The 18,490-nt window shown below is 57.7% G+C and carries 15 protein-coding genes and 1 other annotated feature (1 of these 16 cut by a window edge); of the genes, 6 read left to right on the top strand and 9 right to left on the bottom strand.

Annotation, left to right across the window (positions count from 1 at the left end):
* The first annotated feature begins 44 nt into the window (after window positions 1-44).
* The gene (gene rpsT / locus MKZ79_RS13325) at window positions 45-308 is read left to right on the top strand and encodes a 30S ribosomal protein S20 (RefSeq protein WP_016190910.1); all 264 of its coding nucleotides are present in this window, start codon (window positions 45-47) and stop codon (window positions 306-308) included.
* A gap of 121 nt (window positions 309-429) precedes the next feature.
* On the opposite strand, the gene nhaA is transcribed toward rpsT, so the two are convergent.
* Complete coding sequence (gene nhaA / locus MKZ79_RS13320) at window positions 430-1,590, bottom strand: Na+/H+ antiporter NhaA (RefSeq protein ID WP_336142825.1); 1,161 nt, start codon at window positions 1,588-1,590, stop codon at window positions 430-432.
* A gap of 210 nt (window positions 1,591-1,800) precedes the next feature.
* Between nhaA and MKZ79_RS13315 the strand changes: the two genes are divergently transcribed.
* Window positions 1,801-2,706: an Rpn family recombination-promoting nuclease/putative transposase gene (locus MKZ79_RS13315; protein WP_336142824.1), complete on the top strand. Its 906-nt coding sequence runs from the start codon at window positions 1,801-1,803 to the stop codon at window positions 2,704-2,706.
* A gap of 70 nt (window positions 2,707-2,776) precedes the next feature.
* Here the strand turns inward: MKZ79_RS13315 and dnaJ are convergent, their stop codons facing one another.
* The gene (dnaJ, locus tag MKZ79_RS13310; protein WP_336142822.1) at window positions 2,777-3,913 is read right to left on the bottom strand and encodes a molecular chaperone DnaJ; all 1,137 of its coding nucleotides are present in this window, start codon (window positions 3,911-3,913) and stop codon (window positions 2,777-2,779) included.
* A 105-nt stretch (window positions 3,914-4,018) separates the two neighbouring features.
* Window positions 4,019-5,932 (bottom strand): molecular chaperone DnaK, encoded by a 1,914-nt coding sequence (gene dnaK / locus MKZ79_RS13305; RefSeq protein WP_336142820.1) that lies wholly within the window; start codon window positions 5,930-5,932, stop codon window positions 4,019-4,021.
* A 305-nt stretch (window positions 5,933-6,237) separates the two neighbouring features.
* Between dnaK and satP the strand changes: the two genes are divergently transcribed.
* Window positions 6,238-6,807 (top strand): acetate uptake transporter, encoded by a 570-nt coding sequence (gene satP / locus MKZ79_RS13300; protein ID WP_336142818.1) that lies wholly within the window; start codon window positions 6,238-6,240, stop codon window positions 6,805-6,807.
* A gap of 23 nt (window positions 6,808-6,830) precedes the next feature.
* Here the strand turns inward: satP and MKZ79_RS13295 are convergent, their stop codons facing one another.
* The 3 genes from MKZ79_RS13295 to tal all read right to left on the bottom strand — a co-directional run bounded on the left by MKZ79_RS13295 (window position 6,831) and on the right by tal (window position 9,905).
* Window positions 6,831-8,132: an MFS transporter gene (locus MKZ79_RS13295; RefSeq protein WP_336142816.1), complete on the bottom strand. Its 1,302-nt coding sequence runs from the start codon at window positions 8,130-8,132 to the stop codon at window positions 6,831-6,833.
* Between the two features lie 105 nt (window positions 8,133-8,237).
* Window positions 8,238-8,825 carry a molybdopterin adenylyltransferase gene (gene mog, locus MKZ79_RS13290; RefSeq protein ID WP_336142814.1) on the bottom strand — a complete coding sequence of 196 codons (588 nt, stop codon included), beginning with the start codon at window positions 8,823-8,825 and terminating at the stop codon, window positions 8,238-8,240.
* Window positions 8,826-8,951: 126 nt separating this feature from the next.
* Window positions 8,952-9,905, bottom strand: a complete 954-nt coding sequence (gene tal / locus MKZ79_RS13285) for a transaldolase (RefSeq protein WP_336142811.1) — start codon at window positions 9,903-9,905, stop codon at window positions 8,952-8,954.
* Between the two features lie 239 nt (window positions 9,906-10,144).
* Between tal and yaaA the strand changes: the two genes are divergently transcribed.
* From yaaA to MKZ79_RS13270, 3 genes are all read left to right on the top strand, one after another.
* Window positions 10,145-10,921 carry a peroxide stress protein YaaA gene (gene yaaA / locus MKZ79_RS13280; protein WP_336142808.1) on the top strand — a complete coding sequence of 259 codons (777 nt, stop codon included), beginning with the start codon at window positions 10,145-10,147 and terminating at the stop codon, window positions 10,919-10,921.
* 129 nt (window positions 10,922-11,050) lie between these two features.
* Window positions 11,051-12,049 carry a type III secretion system chaperone gene (locus MKZ79_RS13275; protein WP_336142806.1) on the top strand — a complete coding sequence of 333 codons (999 nt, stop codon included), beginning with the start codon at window positions 11,051-11,053 and terminating at the stop codon, window positions 12,047-12,049.
* Window positions 12,046-13,704, top strand: coding sequence for a hypothetical protein (locus MKZ79_RS13270; RefSeq protein ID WP_336142805.1), 1,659 nt, complete (start codon window positions 12,046-12,048; stop codon window positions 13,702-13,704). The genes MKZ79_RS13275 and MKZ79_RS13270 overlap by 4 nt, the downstream gene beginning before the upstream one ends.
* Before the next feature lie 55 nt (window positions 13,705-13,759).
* On the opposite strand, the gene thrC is transcribed toward MKZ79_RS13270, so the two are convergent.
* From thrC to thrA, 3 genes are read right to left on the bottom strand one after another with little or no spacing between them, the layout of a single operon-like run.
* Entirely contained in the window at window positions 13,760-15,046 is a 1,287-nt protein-coding gene (gene thrC / locus MKZ79_RS13265; RefSeq protein WP_336142802.1) for a threonine synthase, read from the bottom strand.
* A gap of 3 nt (window positions 15,047-15,049) precedes the next feature.
* Entirely contained in the window at window positions 15,050-15,979 is a 930-nt protein-coding gene (gene thrB / locus MKZ79_RS13260; RefSeq protein ID WP_336142799.1) for a homoserine kinase, read from the bottom strand.
* 2 nt (window positions 15,980-15,981) lie between these two features.
* A complete protein-coding gene (gene thrA / locus MKZ79_RS13255) occupies window positions 15,982-18,441 on the bottom strand; it encodes a bifunctional aspartate kinase/homoserine dehydrogenase I (RefSeq protein ID WP_336142794.1) in 2,460 nt (819 codons plus the stop codon).
* 22 nt (window positions 18,442-18,463) lie between these two features.
* Window positions 18,464-18,490, bottom strand: a sequence feature (Thr leader region) (it continues 97 nt past the right edge of the window).

The raw sequence follows: 18,490 nt of genomic DNA, 5'->3' as shown, positions 1-18,490 counted from the left end.
TCGGCCTTTGAATTGTCCTCATAGAACTATTTGGGAGTTGGACCTTGGCTAATATCAAATCAGCTAAGAAACGCGCCGTAACGTCTGAGAAGCGTCGTAAGCACAACGCTAGCCGTCGTTCAATGATGCGTACTTTTATCAAGAAAGTATACGCGGCTATCGCTACTGGCGATAAAGCAGCTGCGCAGAATGCATTTAATGAAATGCAGCCAATCGTGGATCGTCAGGCAGCTAAAGGCCTGATCCACAAAAACAAAGCGGCACGTCATAAAGCAAACCTGACTGCTCAGATCAACAAACTGGCTTAATCGCCCGTCTGTTTATCAGCTTTGATAAAAAAACCTGCTCAGGCAGGTTTTTTTATGCCCGCTATCCGGCCCGGTTTACTGGCCAGAGGCGCGGCGACAGGCAACCTGCCGCCGCCGACCGTTAGCGTAATTTAATACGCAGCAGCGTATAGCCCACCACTGCAGAAACAATCGAACCGGTCAGAATACCCAGCTTCGCCAGCGTCACCATCTCTTCGTGCTTCGCGTCGAAAGCCAGCGAGGCGATAAAAATCGACATGGTAAAGCCGATACCGCACAGCACGCCAATAGCTGAAATATCCCGCATACGGGTGCTTTCCGGCAGCGCGGCGATGCGCAGCTTTACGGCCAGCCAGCAGATTAGGGTGATGCCTAACGGTTTACCGATAAACAGCCCCAGAATGATGCCCAGCGGCACGGCGGAAAAAAGTCCGTCGAGCGAAACGCCGCTCAGCGAGACGCCTGCGTTGGCAAAAGCGAACAAAGGCAGGATTAGCCAGCTCACCCAGGGCGACAGGCCGTGCGCCAGATGAATAGCCGGAGAGTGGCCGTTCTGCTTCTCAAGAGGCACAAAGAAGCCGACGATCACGCCCGCCAGCGTAGCGTGCACGCCGGACTTCAGTACGGCAACCCAGAGCACCAGGCCAACCAGCATATAAATGGAGATATTGCGTACGCCCAGCCGGTTCAGCAGCGCCAGCACCACAATCGCGCCTGCCGCCACGCCAAGCGAGGCCAGCGAGAGATCCTGCGTATAAAAGAAGGCGATAATCAGAATGGCGCCCAGATCGTCTATTACCGCCAGCGCCATCAGAAACATTTTCAGTGCCGGCGGCACGCGACTGCCGAGCAGCGCCAGAATCCCTAAGGCAAAAGCGATATCCGTCGCGGTCGGAATCGCCCAGCCGTGAATGGCCAGAGAGTCGTTATGGTTCAGCAAAGCGTAAATGGCGCCGGGCGCGATCATCCCGCCGACGGCCGCTATCAGCGGAAACATAGCGCGTTCGCGCGTGGCCAGCGAGCCCGACACCAGTTCGTGCTTAACCTCCAGCCCAATCATTAAAAAGAACAGCGCCATCAGCGCGTCATTGATCCACAGCAGCAGATCTTTGCTGATATCCAGCGCGCCGAAACGAAATTCGACCGGCGTGGCCAGAAGAGACTGGTAGGTTTGTTGAGTAGTGGCGTTGTTAGCCAGGAACATGGCGATCGCAGCGGCGACGATCAGAACCATGCCGCCTGTTGCTTCATTATTTAGTAGTCGCTTAAGCGCTGATTTCATCGGAGTCTTTCCTGATACAGAGATGATTGTGCGGCCTGACAGCATACGCGCTTACGGCGGCGAGAAAAACGCTTAAGGGCCGTTTATCGGGCAAAAAGCCGTCGCCGGACAATTCTTTACGAGACGCGCCGCATAGCGGCAATGTCGATCCTGCCCGTCGGCAATTCTGTGGCAGAGTAGCGAAATAATTTCTCGCTTCAGGAAAGGACGATGAAAGCGATTTCTCCTGTACCTCACGATGGACTGTTTAAAACCTTTTTGACCGATCCCGATACCGCGCGGGATTTCCTGACTTTTCATCTACCCGCGCCGCTGCTGCAAATTTGCGATCTCTCTACGCTCCGGCTTGAATCGGGCAGCTTTATTGAGGAAAATTTACGCACCTATTTCGCCGATGTGCTTTATTCGCTGCGTACGAACAGGGGTACCGGCTATATCTATACGCTGATTGAACACCAGAGCAGCGCGGACAAACATATGGCATTTCGCCTGATGCGCTATGCTGTCGCAGCCATGCAGCAGCATCTTGAAGCTGGACATGAGACACTGCCGCTGGTTATCCCAATGTTATTTTGTCACGGACGCGCCAGCCCGTGGCCCTATACCACCGACTGGACGGCATTGTTCACCGATCCTGAGCTTGCACGGCAGCTTTACACCAGCAGTTTTCCCCTGGTCGATACGGGCACGCTGAACGATAGCGACATTATGCAACACCGGAAAATGGCGATGCTGGAACTGCTGCTGAAGCACGCTCAAACCCGTGACCTGGTGGAAATGAGTGAAAAACTGGTAGCCTTATTGCTTGAGGGTTACACTACGGGCGAGCAGTTAGTAACCCTGATGAACTGGATGGTGCAAACCGGCTCAACGATTCATCCGGAGCAGCTTCTGCAGAAGCTTGCCAGCCGCTCATCGCCACAGGAGGATGTGTTAATGACTATTGCCGAATATCTGGAACAAAAAGGTCTGGAGAAAGGACGCATACAAGGCGAACGCGAAGCTACGCTGAAAATCGCTCACGCCATGCTGCAAAACGGCATCGAGCAGGATACGGTGATAAAAATGACCGGCCTCTCAGACCATGAACTTGCCGGGCTACAGCAGGCCAACTGACCCGATCGCGGTCGCTCTTCGCCTTTAATGCAAAAAGGCAGCTTCTCAGCTGCCTTTTTAGTGACTCGCGCTAGCGGGTCAGATCGTCGAAAAACTTCTTCACGCCGTCGAAAAAGCTTTTCGAACGTGGGCTGTTCTTCTCGCCGCCGGCGCCGCCGAAGCTCTCCTCCAGCTCGCGCAGCAGGCTTTTCTGCTTCTCGTTCAGGCTGACCGGCGTTTCCACCACTACGCGACACAGCAGGTCGCCCTGAGCGCCACCGCGTACGGACTTCACGCCTTTACCGCGCATACGGAACAGCTTGCCGGTCTGCGTCTCCGCAGGCACCTTCAGCTTGACGCGGCCGTCCAGCGTTGGCACTTCAATCTCGCCGCCCAGCGCCGCCATCGCAAAGTTAATTGGCACTTCGCAATAGAGGTTGTTCTCTTCACGTTCGAAGATAGGGTGTTTGCGCACCTGCACCTGAACGTACAGATCGCCCGACGACGCGCCGTGCTCGCCCGCTTCTCCTTCGCCGGAAAGACGAATGCGATCGCCGGTATCCACGCCAGCCGGGATTTTCACCGACAGCGTTTTAGAGCGCTCTACGCGGCCATGTCCGTGACAGGCGTTGCAGGGATCTTTAATGATGGAACCGCGACCGTGACAGGTCGGACACGCCTGCTGCACGGTGAAAAAGCCCTGACGCATCTGAACCTGGCCCTGACCATGACAGGTCGGACAGGTTTGCGGCTGCGTTCCCGCCTTCGCGCCGCTGCCGTGGCAGACGTCGCACTCTTCCAGCGTAGGGATGCGGATCTCTTTGGACACGCCGCGGACGGCTTCTTCAAGCGTCAGCTCCATGTTGTAGCGCAAATCGGCGCCGCGTGCGGCACGCTGCTGACGGCGTCCTCCGCCGAAGATATCGCCGAACACGTCGCCAAAGATATCGCTGAAGTCTGCGCCGCCGCCGCCAAAACCGCCGCCGCCGCCCATGCCGCCCTGTTCGAAGGCCGCGTGACCATACTGATCGTAAGCCGCGCGTTTCTGCGCGTCGGTCAGAATTTCATAGGCTTCCTTGACCTCTTTAAATTTGGCTTCTGATTCTTTATCGCCCGGATTACGATCGGGGTGATGCTTCATCGCCAGGCGTTTATAAGCCTTTTTGATTTCGCGCTCGTCCGCCGATCGCGAAACGCCCAAAATCTCGTAGTAGTCTTGCTTCGCCATTATGGTGATCCTGCCCTCAACATGCGTGAACGGGCGTGGAGAAAACTCCGACGCCCGTAGGTTTCACTGGGGGCCTTTCGGCCCACCGTGCCCGCTCAAGGGCGATTATTTTTTGTCTTTAACTTCTTCGAACTCGGCGTCGACCACGTCGTCGTCTTTCTTCGCGGAAGCGTCGGCCGCGTCAGCTGCGCCGCCAGCGGCCTGCTGCTGCTGAGCGAACTCCATCAGCTTGCTGGAAACTTCCATCAGCGCCTGCATCTTCGCTTCGATTTCCGCTTTGTCCTCGCCTTTCAGCGCGGTGTTCAAATCGGTCAGAGCCGCTTCGATCGGCGCTTTGTCGTCCGCAGGCAGCTTGTCGCCCGCTTCGTCCAGCTGCTTACGCGTGCTGTGCGACAGATGGTCAGCCTGGTTACGGATCTGCACCAGCTCTTCGAACTTACGGTCGGCTTCGGCGTTAGCTTCCGCATCGCGCACCATTTTTTCGATTTCATCGTCGTTCAAGCCGGAAGAAGCCTTGATGGTGATTTTCTGCTCTTTACCGCTGTTTTTGTCTTTAGCGGAAACGTGCAGAATACCATCGGCGTCAATATCGAAAGTAACTTCGATCTGCGGCATACCGCGCGGTGCCGGCTGAATGCCGTCCAGGTTGAACTGGCCCAGCGATTTGTTATCCGCCGCGCGTTTACGCTCACCCTGCACCACGTGAATGGTTACCGCGGACTGGTTATCTTCCGCCGTAGAGAACACCTGGCTGTGCTTGGTTGGAATAGTGGTGTTCTTCGCAATCAGCGAAGTCATCACGCCGCCCATGGTTTCGATACCCAGCGACAGTGGAGTCACGTCCAGCAGCAGAACGTCTTTCACGTCACCCGCCAGCACGCCGCCCTGTACCGCTGCGCCTACCGCTACCGCTTCATCCGGGTTCACGTCTTTACGCGGCTCTTTGCCAAAGAACTCGGCTACTTTCGCCTGCACCATTGGCATACGAGTCTGACCGCCGACCAGGATCACGTCGTTGATGTCGGACACGGACAGGCCAGCATCCTGCAGAGCAACTTTCAGCGGCTCGATAGAACGGCTTACCAGATCTTCTACCAGCGATTCCAGCTTCGCACGGGTCACCTTGATGTTCAGGTGTTTAGGGCCAGTAGCGTCAGCAGTGATATACGGCAGATTCACGTCGGTCTGCTGCGCGGAAGAAAGTTCGATTTTCGCTTTCTCTGCGGCTTCTTTCAGACGCTGCATCGCCAGCGGATCGTTGTGCAGATCGATGCCCTGATCTTTCTTAAACTCCGCGACCAGATAGTTGATCATACGGCTGTCGAAGTCTTCGCCGCCCAGGTGAGTATCACCGTTGGTAGCCAGTACTTCGAAGGTTTTTTCGCCGTCGACTTCGTCGATTTCGATAATAGAGATATCGAAAGTACCGCCGCCCAGGTCATAAACCGCGATAGTGCGGTTGCCCTGGCCTTTATCCATACCGTAAGCCAGCGCCGCTGCGGTAGGTTCGTTGATAATACGTTTTACGTCCAGACCCGCGATGCGGCCAGCGTCTTTGGTCGCCTGACGCTGCGCGTCGTTAAAGTAGGCCGGTACGGTGATAACCGCTTCGGTTACCGGCTCGCCCAGGTAATCTTCCGCCGTCTTTTTCATTTTTTTCAGCACTTCGGCAGAAACCTGCGGCGGCGCCATCTTCTGGCCTTTCACGTCCAGCCATGCGTCGCCATTGTCGGCGCCGATGATCTGGTAAGGCATAATTTTGATGTCGCGCTGCACTTCTTCGTCCTGGAAGCGACGGCCAATCAGGCGCTTGATCGCAAACAGGGTATTCTGTGGGTTGGTAACCGCCTGGCGTTTAGCAGGCTGACCAACCAGGGTTTCACCATCCTGGGTATAAGCGATGATGGATGGCGTGGTGCGATCGCCTTCCGCATTCTCCAGTACACGCGCTTTGCCGCCATCCATAATGGCGACACAAGAGTTGGTTGTACCTAAGTCAATACCGATAATCTTGCCCATCTAAACGTCTCCCACTTAAATTCATTTCAAATCAGGTTATGCACACTTAATGCGGGCGGTTTTTGCCGTTTCAACTCCCGGCGCCGCGCTTTTTTTTCGCTACACAGCCTTGGATGCCAAATAAGATGGGGCCTGCGCGCCCGTCATCAAGGGGCGAGTTGAAAAAAATTTCGTTTTTATCCTTCTTCAGATCAATGTGCGCCTTTCGTGCGCTCATTATGATGCCGCGCGCTTTACCGCAAAGCGGCGGTTCGCCGCCCTGCTCGCGCAACACTATTTTAATTTTTCGTTATCGCAGAGGACTTATGCATAACAATAAACTGGCAAATCCGGGCCCGCTGGGCCTGATGGGGTTTGGGATGACCACCATACTGCTGAACCTGCACAACGCAGGCTTTTTCCCGCTGACCTCGGTAGTGATCAGCATGGGCATTTTTTTCGGCGGTCTGGCGCAAATTCTGGCGGGCATGTTGGAATATAAAAAAGGGAACACCTTCGGACTAACCGCTTTTACCGCCTATGGCTGTTTCTGGCTGAGCCTGGTCGGCATCCTGCTGCTGCCGAAGCTGGGGCTTGCAGCGCCGACCGATGCGGTGCTGCTGGGCGTCTGGCTGGCGTTGTGGGGCATTTTTACGCTATTTATGTTCTTCGGCACGCTGAAGGCCAACCGTGCGCTACAGTTCGTCTTCGCCAGCCTGACGCTGCTGTTCGCGTTGCTGGCGATCGGTAATATCACGGGCAGCGCGGCCGTGCTGACCGTTGCCGGCTTCGAAGGCATCCTATGCGGCGCCAGCGCTATCTATCTGGCGATGGCGGAAGTGATTAACGAGCAGCTGGGCCGTCAGGCGCTGCCGACGGGCGTGATCAAAGCCTGAGCATCAAGCCCCGCAACCGGGGCTTAGCGCGCGCTGACCTGCGTTAACAGCGGTCGTTTGCCGCCGCACAGCCAGCCGCCGAGTACGCATCCCATCAAAGCCAGGCTCAACACGTAACACAGCGGCGCCATTGGCGTCAGCTTCATCATAAAAGTCACCGAAATCGGCGTCAGGCCGCCGAAGATAGCGTAGGCGACGTTGTAGGAAAAAGAGATACCGGTGAAACGCACCTCTGCCGGAAAAGCTTTGACCATAATACAGGGCGTGACGCCGACTACGCCCACGCAAAGGCCCGCCAGCGCGTAGCTGGCATACAGATACTGGGGCGCGGCCGCAGCGGCGTAAAAAAAGCAGGTACAGCCAACCGCCAGCAACAGGCTTCCCGCAACCAGCGTTCTGCCCACGCCAAAACGATCCGCTGCTGTTCCCGCCATAACGCAGCCAATTAACAGCATCACCGTTGCCAGACTATTCGCCTGCAGGGTTTGCGCCGCCGGCAATCCATAAGTTTTTTGCAGCAGCGCGGGCGCCATCAGGATCACCACCACAATACAGGCGGAAAGCAGCCAGGTAAGCAACATGGCAACCGCCACGCTCCGACGATGCGCCGTGACGATAGTTTTCAGCGGCAGTTCCTGCGCCAGCGCCTTGCGTGCCTGCATTTCTCTAAAGACCGGCGTTTCATGCAGCCAGCGACGCAGCCAGAGCGCAATCAGACCAAAGACGCCGCCGAGGAAGAAGGGAATACGCCAGCCAAACTGCGCGATGCTCTGCGCTGAAAGCGTGGTAGTGATTAAAGTGGCGACCAGCGAGCCTAACAAAATACCTGCCGTCAGTCCGGCGGTCAGCGTGCCGCAGGCGAAGCCGATACGCTTTTCCGGCACGTGTTCAGCCACGAAAACCCATGCTCCCGGCACTTCGCCGCCAATAGCAGCGCCCTGTAGAATGCGCAGCAGCAGCAGCAGAATCGGCGCCGCTACGCCAAGCGAGGCGTAAGTTGGCAGCAGTCCCATCGCCAGTGTCGGCAGCGCCATCAGCAAAATACTCAGGCTGAACATTTTCTTACGCCCTTTGCTGTCGCCGAAGTGCGCCATGATAATGCCGCCGAGCGGGCGCGCGAGGTAGCCTGCCGCAAAGATAGCGAAGGTCTGCGCCTGGCGTAGCCAGTCAGGAATATCCGCCGGAAAGAAAAGTTCGCCGATTACCGCGGCGAAAAAAACAAAAATAATAAAATCATAGAACTCCAGCGCGCCGCCCAGCGCGGCCAGAGAAAGCGTTTTATAATCCTGCCGGTTTAACCGGCGAGCGTGGTTGTTATGCATCATCGTCGCGCAGCCAGAGGTTAATGAAAGTGTAAAGTCAGCCTGACTATACCGTTCATTTTCCGCTACACCAGCGGCGCTGAGTTTTATGCCTGAATTGGGCGATCTTTAGCTGTTTGTTTCGCGTCTGGCGCTTTTCGGGCGAAATGCTGCTACTACCTTCTCATGGGTTTCCACCCAGGGGCCATCCAGTAGTTGAATGCAGTAAGGCACGCTGGCGAAAATGCCGTGCACCTGGGTTTTGCCTTCGCTGTCTTTCAGGCCTTCCAGCGTCTCTTTAATCGATTTCGGCTGTCCCGGCAGATTAATGATCAATGACTGTTTGCGGATTACGCCGACCTGGCGCGAAAGAATAGCGGTCGGCACAAAGTTGAGGCTGATTTGCCGCATCTGCTCGCCAAAGCCCGGCATTTCACGATCGGCGACGGCCAGCGTCGCATCCGGCGTGACGTCACGACGCGCCGGGCCGGTTCCGCCCGTGGTCAGCACCAGATGACAGAACATTTCGTCCACCAGCTCGCAGATCGCATGTTCAATCATCGGCTGCTCGTCGGGCACCAGTCGTTTTTCCACGGTAAAAGGGGTTGCCAGCGCTTGAGAGAGCCAGGCTTCCAGCGCCGGCAATCCCTCGTCCTGATAAATGCCGTTGGCGGCGCGATCGGAAACGGAGATCAGTCCTATGCGTAAAGTATTCATTGTGTCGTCACTGTGATGCCGGCCGCCGTGAGTGCGGACGCGGTTTTAAAAGGGGAATGGAGGAAGGATAAACATTGCCGCGCTTGATGTACAGAACGCGGCCGGCGAACCGGCCGCGCGAGGAAGTTACAGCAGTTCAGCCAGCATTTTATCCAGCTTGGCCTGATCCAGCGCGAAGTTGCGGATGCCCTGCGCCAGCTTGTCGACCGCCATCGGGTCCTGGTTGTGCTCCCACAGGAACTCGGCTTCGGTCATTTTGGCCGGACGCGCTTTGACTTCGCCGGTGTAAGAGAGCTTACGCTCCAGCGTGCCTTCGCTTTCCGCCAGCTCTTTCAGCAGCGCCGGAGAAATGGTCAGACGGTCGCAGCCGGCCAGCTCGATGATCTCGCCAACGTTACGGAAGCTGGCGCCCATCACCACGGTTTCGTAACCGTGCTGCTTGTAGTACTGGTAAATTTCGGAAACGGAAATCACGCCCGGATCTTCATGCGCCGCGTACTCTTTTTTGTCGGTATTGGCTTTGTACCAGTCCAGAATACGGCCAACGAACGGCGAAATCAGGTAAACGCCCGCTTCGGCGCAGGCGCGAGCCTGGGCGAAGGAGAACAGCAGCGTCAGGTTACAGTTGATGCCTTCTTTTTCCAGCTGCTCGGCGGCGCGAATGCCCTGCCAGGTAGAGGCCAGCTTGATCAGGATGCGATCGTTGCTGATGCCGGCGTCGTTATAGAGTTTGATCAGCGCGCGCGCTTTATTGATGCTGCCTTCGGTATCGTAAGAGAGACGCGCATCCACTTCTGTAGAGATACGGCCAGGCACCAGCTTCAGGATCTCCAGACCGATCTTCACGTTCAGCATATCGGCCGCGTACTGGATCTGCTCTTCTTTCTTGCTGCTCTGCTCGCGCGCCCACGTCACAGCTTCGTCGATCAGCTTGCGGTATTCCGGGATGCCGGCGGCATTGAGGATCAGCGAAGGGTTGGTGGTGGCGTCTTGCGGCTGGTACAGCTTCATCGCTGCGATGTCGCCGGTATCGGCAACAACGGTGGTGAGCTGGCGCAGGGAAGTCAGTTTATCCGTCATGATTGTCATTCTCTCAGAAGAGTTATCGGGTTCTTGAAACTGTCTGTCACGGATAATATCACGCGAGACCGCCCATGCAAGGTAAGCTTGCGGCAAGGCCACTGAGTGCTAAATCGTGCCGATTTTTAGCAATTTCGTCCCGCTCAATAGCAGCGATTTGTCGAATCGATACGCTTTTTTGCTACACTGCCCGCGCTTCTTTTTTGCCTTCCGACGGCTCTTTACACAAGGACTCTGCGATGTTGATGGTGATCTCCCCGGCCAAAACGCTGGATTTTACAAGCCCGCTGGCGACCACCAGCTTTACGCAACCTGCGCTGCTGGATGATGCCCAAAAGCTGATAGCGGTAGCGCGCGATTTAACACCGGCGCAAATTGCTTCGCTGATGGACATTAGCGACAAGCTGGCCGATTTAAACGCCGGCCGTTTCCAGAACTGGCAAACGCCTTTTACGCCGGACAACGCACGCCAGGCGATGCTGGCTTTTAAGGGCGACGTCTATACCGGGCTGGCGGCGGAAACGCTAAAGGAAGAGGATTTCGCTTTTGCCCAGCGCCATCTGCGTATGCTTTCCGGCCTTTACGGCCTGCTGCGCCCGCTGGATTTGATGCAGCCCTACCGGCTTGAGATGGGCACGAAGCTATCGAATCCCGCCGGAAAAGATCTCTACGCCTTCTGGGGCGATAAGTTGACCGAAGCGCTGAATGCGGCACTGGCCGAACAGGATGATGACGTGCTGATCAATCTCGCTTCCGACGAATACTTTAAAGCGGTAAAGCCTGCAAAATTGCAGGGCCGCGTCGTCAAGCCGGTATTCCTGGACGAGAAAAACGGCAAATTTAAAATCATCAGCTTCTATGCCAAAAAAGCCCGCGGTTTGATGAGCCGTTACATTATTGAAAACCGCCTGACGCAGCCGGAACAGCTGAAAGCTTTCACGGTCGACGGCTACTTTTTCGCTGCCGATGAAAGCAGCGAACGCGAACTGGTGTTTAAACGTCGCGAAATCGCTTAATGCTCTCAGGCGGCCTTTTTCAGACCGCCTGCCCTCTTCTGCCATAGCATTTTGTTATACCTTCCCCGATGACAGAACCATGACAGCTTCCGCACCACCAAGGCTTAAATACTTAGCCGCGAGGTGGATATGGATCGGCAAGCGCTTCTCAAAAACGTGGCGGAACGGGCCTGGCAGGCCTCGCATCCGTCAGTGGAACCTTCTGCAGTTTCTTCCCTGCAAAATCCGCTGCCGGCCGTCTCGCACGCCTGGCTAAAGGCGGCGGCCGCGCAGTTTGGCGTGGATGAACAGACGCAGCGGCAGTTTGCCCAAACGGGCTTATTACAGCTCGATGCGCTGCATGTGGTGATGATCTGCCAGAGTGAGGCGCCCGTGCCGCTATGGCTGGCCGTCGGCTATTTGCGCACGCCAGCGGAGATTTATCCTGAAAGCTGGCAGCAGGTGCTGCTGCGCGCCAACGGCGTCGCTATGGCGATGAACGGCATCAGCCTCTCGCTGGACGAATCGGGCGCAACGCTGCTGAGCAGACGTCTGGCAGTCGATACGGTTGATGATGCCGTAGCGCTGGCTGAAATACTCAACGATCTCGACGCGCTGGCCGCCAGCCTGATCGATCTGCTGTTTTCTCTGGGCCAGCAAGATGCGGCGCAGGAAGAGAATGTAATACCCGCGCTGCCGGGCTGGATAACGGGCTGGCAGCGGCAAACGGCAATGGCAGTCGACGCGCTGGCGGAACAGGCGCTGGCCTCAGAATGGCACTATCCGCTGGTGCGGCAGGCGATTGAGTCGCTGCGGCTGCCCGCGACGCAATACGATCTGAACGGCTGCTTCTGTTCGCTGCGCTTTCCCGAGCGTGATATTGCTCTTACTGCCGACGGCGACCAGCGTCATCTTTTTCTCTCTACGCCGCTGGCATTGAGCAAAGAGTCGGCCCGCCAGATTCTGCTCGCTAACGGCGACTTAAAGACGCTGACCAACTGCTCGCTGGGTCTATACGATGAGCAGGTCAGTTTGCTCTCGCGCTGGGACACTCTGGCGCTGGACGGCAATGATTTGGCGGAATGGCTGGCGACCCTGATGACGCTGACGATGGCTTTCAGCGATGATAACCAGAGAGGCAACTTATGAACGATTCCATCCAGCGCGCGCCCGTTCTTCAGCCAATGACCGTACAAAATAGCCGGGGCGATATTGAAAGCGGCCCGATGCCCGACGCGAATCCGGGGCGCGCGGCCAGGGCCAGCCGCAACGCAGGACAGTTTTTATCCGACCTCGCCGGCGGCGCGAAGCAAGGGATGAAAACAGCTTCCGGCGGCCTGCAAAGCGCCGGCAACCTTGCCTGGGACGGCCTGAAAACCGGCGGCAGCTATACCGCCGATAAAATGACGGTGGTTGGCAAAGCGGGCTGGCAGGGCACGAAATATGTCGGCAATAAGAGCTGGCAAGGCGCTAAAGTGGCGGGCAAAGCGGGCTGGGAAGAAACCAAACACTCCGCCGTCACCCTGGGCAAGTTCGCCTCCGCGCCGCTGCAAAACAAAGCCTGGGGCGCGCTGGGCGGCCACGCGCTGCAGCAGATGGTCACCTGCGGACTGCCGACGCTGATGCGCGAAGAAGCTTTTATCGAAGCCTACAATATGATGCTGCCCCATCTGGCAGAGAAACATCCTGCCGCCGCCGTAGGCCTGCAGGTGGCGGTTTCGCTGGCCAATATCGCCGCCCACAGCCGCATCAGGGAACCCAGACTCGCCCGCGATCCGCAGAACAATGCCGTCGCCGTGCGCGGCCAGTTCGGACTGAGCCCGGATCAGGCCGCCGTAATGCAGCGCGATAAGCCGCAGCAGTGGCAAAGCATGGTGGATAAACATCAGCGGGATTCGCAACGCGTAACCGGCCAGCAGGTAGCGGCGGAGCTAATGAATATCGGCATGTCGGTCGCTGGCGCGCTGACCGGCAACTCAGGCCTGACGGCTCGGGTTCTCAGCACCCAGCTGCGCAACGTGCTTTACGCCGTGACTCGCGAGTCTCTGCAGGCTACCGGCAGCATGGTGGCGTCGCGCGACGGCAAGCCCAGCCACGGCGTCAGCGATGACCATATGCGCACCAACGGCGCCTGGTACACGCTGAACACGCTGGCGATGGGGATGCTGCAGGACGGCCTGATTCAAAAAGCGCTGCCGCAGGGCTATAGCGTTTCCGGGCCGGAAATCCGCGATGCGGCGGGACAGCGGCTGAGCGGCAAAGAGCTGCACCAGATGGGCGCGCTGGTTTCCGCTATTCGTGCCGCCTGCAACACCGTCATTGAAACCGGCGACGCGTTTCTCGGCAAGCACTATGACGCCAAACGCGCAGGCGACTCGCAAAAATTCTCGCCTTCCCTGCCGATGAAGGATTATGGCCGTTTGCTGGACCACTCCATCGCCCGCCTGAGCTGGAACAATATCGCTAACGCCAGCACGCTGGCGGCGCAACAGGTACTGAATGCGGCGACCAAAGGCAATATTTCGCCGCTGCTCTCCAGCCTGTTTAACAATGGCGGCACTGCGGCCGCTTTCGGCCTGACTTATAAAATGGTGAACCAGATCTATCAGGCGCACAGCAAAGTACGAGGCGCCGTAGCCGCTGCGGAAAACGGGCCAGCGAATATCACCGCAGCCGGGCAACCCAATCCGGCAGCGGACGTGCGGGGACAGCAAACCCTTAGCGCGCCGCCGCAAAGCCAGCAGCCTTCCGGTTCATCAGCAGCAGGAAATTCAGGCCAGCAGCCAGCCAGCGGAACGGTTTGAGGGCAATCAGCAAAGCGCTATGAAAACGGCCCTTAAAGAATAAGGGCCGGAAGCGTTATTTATAGAGCAGGAAGTCGCGCAGTTCGGCGAAGTCGGCAGCCATCTTGTGCGACAGCAGCGGCAGCTCCGCCCGATCCGCCAGCTCTTTCGGCAGCGGCAGCGGCTGGCCCAATATCTCCTCCACGCTCTCTTTGAACTTGGCCGGATGCGCCGTGCCCAGGAACAGCCCGAACTCGCCTTCCTGCAGCTGATCGCGCAGCAGACGGTAAGCGATGGCGGCGTGCGGCTCGGAGATATAGCCCAGGTCGGCCAGCTCGCGCATAGTGGCGCGGGTAGTCTCGTCATCCACCGCGCCGTAGCCCAGATCGGTCAGGCGCCAGGTTTTGCGGCGGAACAGCTCTTCCACGCGCGGCCAGTTATTCGGCTGGCTGACGTCCATCGCGTTGGACAGCGTCGAGACGGTTGCGGCAGGCAGCCACTCGCCGGCCTTCAGGAAGCGCGGCACGGTGTCGTTGGCGTTGGTGGCGGCGATAAAGCGCTTCACTGGCAGGCCCAGCGATTTCGCCAGCAGGCCCGCAGTCAGATCGCCGAAATTGCCGCTGGGCACGGAAACCACCAGCTGATTACGCTTCTCCTGCGGCAGCTGCGCTACAGCCTCGAAGTAGTAGCAAATCTGCGCCAGCAGACGGCTGATATTAATCGAGTTCGCCGAGTTCAGGCCGATCGCTTTCTTCAACGGCTCGTCGTCGAACGCCTGTTTGACCAGCGACTGACAGGTGTCGAAATCGCCATCGATAGCGATGGTCTGAATGTTGCCGCCCAGCGTACAGAAGAGTTTTTCCTGCAGCGGGCTGATTTTGCCTTGTGGATAGAGGATCACCACGCGCACGTTATCCATGCCGTAAAAGGCGTGGGCCACAGCCGCGCCGGTATCGCCGGAGGTGGCGGTCAGAATGGTGATCTTTTCATCCGCGCCGCTGACGTAAGAGAGCATCTGCGCCATAAAACGGCCGCCGAAGTCTTTAAACGCCAGCGTTGGGCCATGAAACAGCTCCAGCGCGGAAATATTGTCAGTCACCTTCGCTACCGGCGCCGGGAACGCAAAAGCGTTTTTCACGCGCTCGTGCAGATGGTGCGCGTCGATTTCATCGCCGATAAAAGCGGAAAGAATTTTGCTGCTGCGGCTGACGAAATCCATCTCCAGCATGGCGTCGATATCGGTCAGTTCAAACTCCGGCAGCTCCAGCGGAAAAAAGAGTCCCTGCTGTTTGCCCAGGCCCTGCTTAACCGCCTGTGAAAAGCTGACCTGTTCGTTGTGATCTTTCAGATTATAAAGTTTCATGCGTTATCCCAGTTTACGTGCGCCAGCCGTGTCTAAGCGGCAAATATGGACGAAGCCTTCTTCGTTTTGCAGGTAGTGCTGGCGGAGCCAGTCCGCCATGCGCTGCGCCGTGTCGGCCTGATTGCAGACGGCGAACAGCGTCGGGCCGGAGCCGGAAATGCCGCAGGCCAGCGCGCCGATATCCTGGGCGGCCTGGCGGGCATTGGCGAAGCCCGGTAATAGTTTCGTGCGGTAAGGTTCCGCCACCACGTCGCGCATCAGCTTCGCCGCCAGTTCCGGCTGCTGAGTATGGCAGGCGTGAATAAAGCCGCCCAGATAGCGACCATGTCTGATGATATCTTCCTTGCGATACTGCGCGGGCAGGATCGCTCTCGCTTCGGCGGTAGACACCTTGATGCCCGGATAAGCCATTACCCACAGCCAGTCGTCAAAATTTGGCACCGGCTGGCTGATAATGCCGTTCTCCTCCAGCATCAGCTGCAGGCCGCCGAGAAAACAGGGCGCGACGTTATCGAAGTGAACGCTGCCGGACACGCGGCCTTCCAGCTCGCCCATCAGCGTCAGCAGTTCGTTGTCGTTTAACGGCCTGTCGCAATACTCATTCATCGCCATCAGGCCGGCGACCACCGAGCAGGCGCTCGATCCCAGGCCAGAGCCGATCGGCATATTTTTTTCCAGCGTTATCGCGACCGGTACGCGTTCGCCAATCGCCTCGCAAAAGCGATCCCAGCACTGCCAGACGATATTTTCCTGCGGGTTCGCCGGCAGCTTGCTGACAAAACGCCCTTCATTGCGCAGGCTGAATTCGCTGGCCGCTTCCACCGTTACGCAGTCGCCCAGCAGCGTGCCGTCAACCGGCGATACCGCCGCGCCCAGCACATCAAAACCCACGCTAACGTTGCCGATTGAGGCGGGCGCATAGATCTTAACCATGTTTAAACTCCCAACTTCCATGACAAAGTGCGTAACAGATCGGCGAACACGCCTGCGGCGGTCACATCGTTGCCGGCGCCGTAGCCGCGCAGCACCAGCGGAATCGGCTGATAGTAGCGGCTGTAAAACGCCAGGGCGTTCTCGCCGTTTTTCACTTTATACAGCGGATCGTTGCCGTCAACGGCATCAATCTTCACGCGGCAGCGGCCGCCCTCTTCGATTGCGCCGACAAAGCGCAAGACTTTGCCCTCTTCGGCCGCCTGAGCGACGCGGGCGGCAAAGTGCTCGTCCAGCTCAGGCAGACGCTGCATAAAGGTTTCCACATCCAGCGCGTTAAAGGCTTCCGGCAGCACCGCTTCGATTTCTATATCGCTCAGCTCCAGCTGGTAGCCCGCTTCACGCGCCAGGATCAGCAGTTTGCGCGCCACATCCATGCCGGAAAGATCGTCGCGCGGATCCGGTTCGGTAAAGCCCAGCTCGCGCGCTGTGCGGGTCGCTTCCGACAGCGAAACGCCTTCATCCAGCTTGCCGAAAATAAACGACAGCGAGCCGGAAAGAATGCCGGAAAAACGCAGCAGCTCGTCGCCCGCGTTCAGCAGATTCTGCAGATTTTCAATAACCGGCAGGCCAGCGCCGACGTTGGTATCGTACAGGAACTTGCGACGCGATTTCGCCGCCGCCGCGCGCATCTGCTGGTAATAGTGCCAGGAAGAGGTATTGGCCTTTTTATTCGGCGTCACCACATGGAAGCCATCCGCCAGAAAATCGGCATACTGGTCGGCCACGGCCTGGCTGGAGGTACAGTCGACAATCACCGGGTTAAGCAGATGATACTCTTTCACCAGCCGGTTCAGGCGCGCCAGGTTGAAAGGTTCTTTCGCTTCCTGCAGCGCGGCCTGCCAGTTGTCCAGCGGAATGCCGTGAACGTTGGTCAACAGCGCTCTGGAGTTGGCGATACCGCAGACGCGCAGATCGATATGTTTTTTCTTCAGCCAGGCCTGCTGGCGGGAAAGCTGATCGATCAGCGCCGCTCCGACGCCGCCGACGCCAATGACGAAAACTTCGATAACCTGATCGGTGGCGAACAGCATCTGATGCACCACACGCACGCCGGTAGTGGCGTCATCATTGTGCACCACTACTGAAATAGAGCGCTCGGAAGAGCCCTGGGCGATAGCGACAATATTGATATTGGCTCGCGCCAGCGCCGAGAAAAACTTCGCGGAAATGCCGCGCAGCGTGCGCATACCGTCGCCGACAACCGAGATCACCGCCAGGTTCTCCATCACGTCCAGCGGCTCCAGCAAACCATCCTTCAGCTCCAGGAAAAACGCCTCTTCCAGCACGCGCCGCGCGCGCAGCTGATCGCTCTGCGGCACGCAGAAGCTGATACTGTATTCGGAAGAAGATTGCGTAATCAACACTACAGAGATGCCGCTGCGGGACATGGCTGCAAACACTCGCGCCGCCATGCCGACCATGCCTTTCATGCCTGGCCCGGAGACGTTGAACATCGCCATATTGTTCAGGTTGGTGATGCCTTTGACCGGATTGTCCTCGTCGGTGCTGTCACCGCCGATCAGCGTGCCGGGCGCCTGGGGATTGGCGGTGTTTTTGATAAGACACGGAATCTGAAACTGGGCGATTGGCGTAATGGTGCGCGGATGCAGCACCTTGGCGCCAAAGTAGGAAAGCTCCATCGCCTCCTGATAGGACATGGTTTTCAGCAGGCGCGCATCAGGCACCTGGCGCGGGTCGCAGGTATAAACGCCGTCAACGTCGGTCCATATCTCACAGCAGTCGGCGCGCAGACAGGCGGCCAGCACGGCAGCGGAATAGTCGGAGCCGTTGCGGCCCAGCACCACCAGCTCGCCCTTGTCGTTTCCGGCGGTAAAGCCCGCCATCAGGATCATATTTTCCGCCGGGATCTGGCCTGCAGCGATACGGCGAGTGGATTCAGGAATATCTACGGTGGACTCAAGATAGTGGCCGACGGCCAGCAGCTTCTCAACAGGATCGATTACGCTGACGCCGTAGCCGCGAGCCTGCAGCAGCCCTTCCATAATGGCGATCGACAGTTTCTCGCCCCGGCAAATAATGGCGGCGTTAACGCTGTCCGGACACTGCCCGAGCAGGCTGATACCGTGCAGCACCTGCTTTAGCTGGGCGAATTCGGCATCGACTACGGCTTTCAGGCGAGCATGGTCGAAATTCAGCTCCGCCGCCGCCAGGCCTTTCAGCAGCGCGTCGAAAATCGCTTCGGCGTCCAGCAGGTTGGCCTGGGCATCCTGCCCGCTGATGGTTTTTTCAATCATCGCCACCAGATGGTTGGTGATTTTCGCTGGCGCGGACAATACGGTAGCGACCTGTCCCTGCTTAGCATTGCTCTCCAGAATATCCGCCACGCGCAAAAACCTTTCCGCGTTGGCGACTGAGGTTCCACCGAATTTCAGCACTCGCATAATCATCTCCTGAATTTTTGCCGAAAAAAAAGCCCGCACTGTTTAAGGT

The organism is Erwinia sp. CGal63, assembly GCF_037026505.1.
Taxonomy (GTDB): Bacteria; Pseudomonadota; Gammaproteobacteria; order Enterobacterales; family Enterobacteriaceae; genus Erwinia.
This window is presented reverse-complemented; position numbering and strand designations above follow the sequence as displayed.

Coding starts and splice junctions, on each gene's coding strand:
- nhaA (WP_336142825.1), bottom strand. CDS start 1,590: ATGAAATCAGCGCTTAAGCGACTACTAAATAATGAAGCAACAGGCGGC.
- MKZ79_RS13315 (WP_336142824.1), top strand. CDS start 1,801: ATGAAAGCGATTTCTCCTGTACCTCACGATGGACTGTTTAAAACCTTT.
- dnaJ (WP_336142822.1), bottom strand. CDS start 3,913: ATGGCGAAGCAAGACTACTACGAGATTTTGGGCGTTTCGCGATCGGCG.
- dnaK (WP_336142820.1), bottom strand. CDS start 5,932: ATGGGCAAGATTATCGGTATTGACTTAGGTACAACCAACTCTTGTGTC.
- satP (WP_336142818.1), top strand. CDS start 6,238: ATGCATAACAATAAACTGGCAAATCCGGGCCCGCTGGGCCTGATGGGG.
- MKZ79_RS13295 (WP_336142816.1), bottom strand. CDS start 8,132: ATGATGCATAACAACCACGCTCGCCGGTTAAACCGGCAGGATTATAAA.
- mog (WP_336142814.1), bottom strand. CDS start 8,825: ATGAATACTTTACGCATAGGACTGATCTCCGTTTCCGATCGCGCCGCC.
- tal (WP_336142811.1), bottom strand. CDS start 9,905: ATGACGGATAAACTGACTTCCCTGCGCCAGCTCACCACCGTTGTTGCC.
- yaaA (WP_336142808.1), top strand. CDS start 10,145: ATGTTGATGGTGATCTCCCCGGCCAAAACGCTGGATTTTACAAGCCCG.
- MKZ79_RS13275 (WP_336142806.1), top strand. CDS start 11,051: ATGGATCGGCAAGCGCTTCTCAAAAACGTGGCGGAACGGGCCTGGCAG.
- MKZ79_RS13270 (WP_336142805.1), top strand. CDS start 12,046: ATGAACGATTCCATCCAGCGCGCGCCCGTTCTTCAGCCAATGACCGTA.
- thrC (WP_336142802.1), bottom strand. CDS start 15,046: ATGAAACTTTATAATCTGAAAGATCACAACGAACAGGTCAGCTTTTCA.
- thrB (WP_336142799.1), bottom strand. CDS start 15,979: ATGGTTAAGATCTATGCGCCCGCCTCAATCGGCAACGTTAGCGTGGGT.
- thrA (WP_336142794.1), bottom strand. CDS start 18,441: ATGCGAGTGCTGAAATTCGGTGGAACCTCAGTCGCCAACGCGGAAAGG.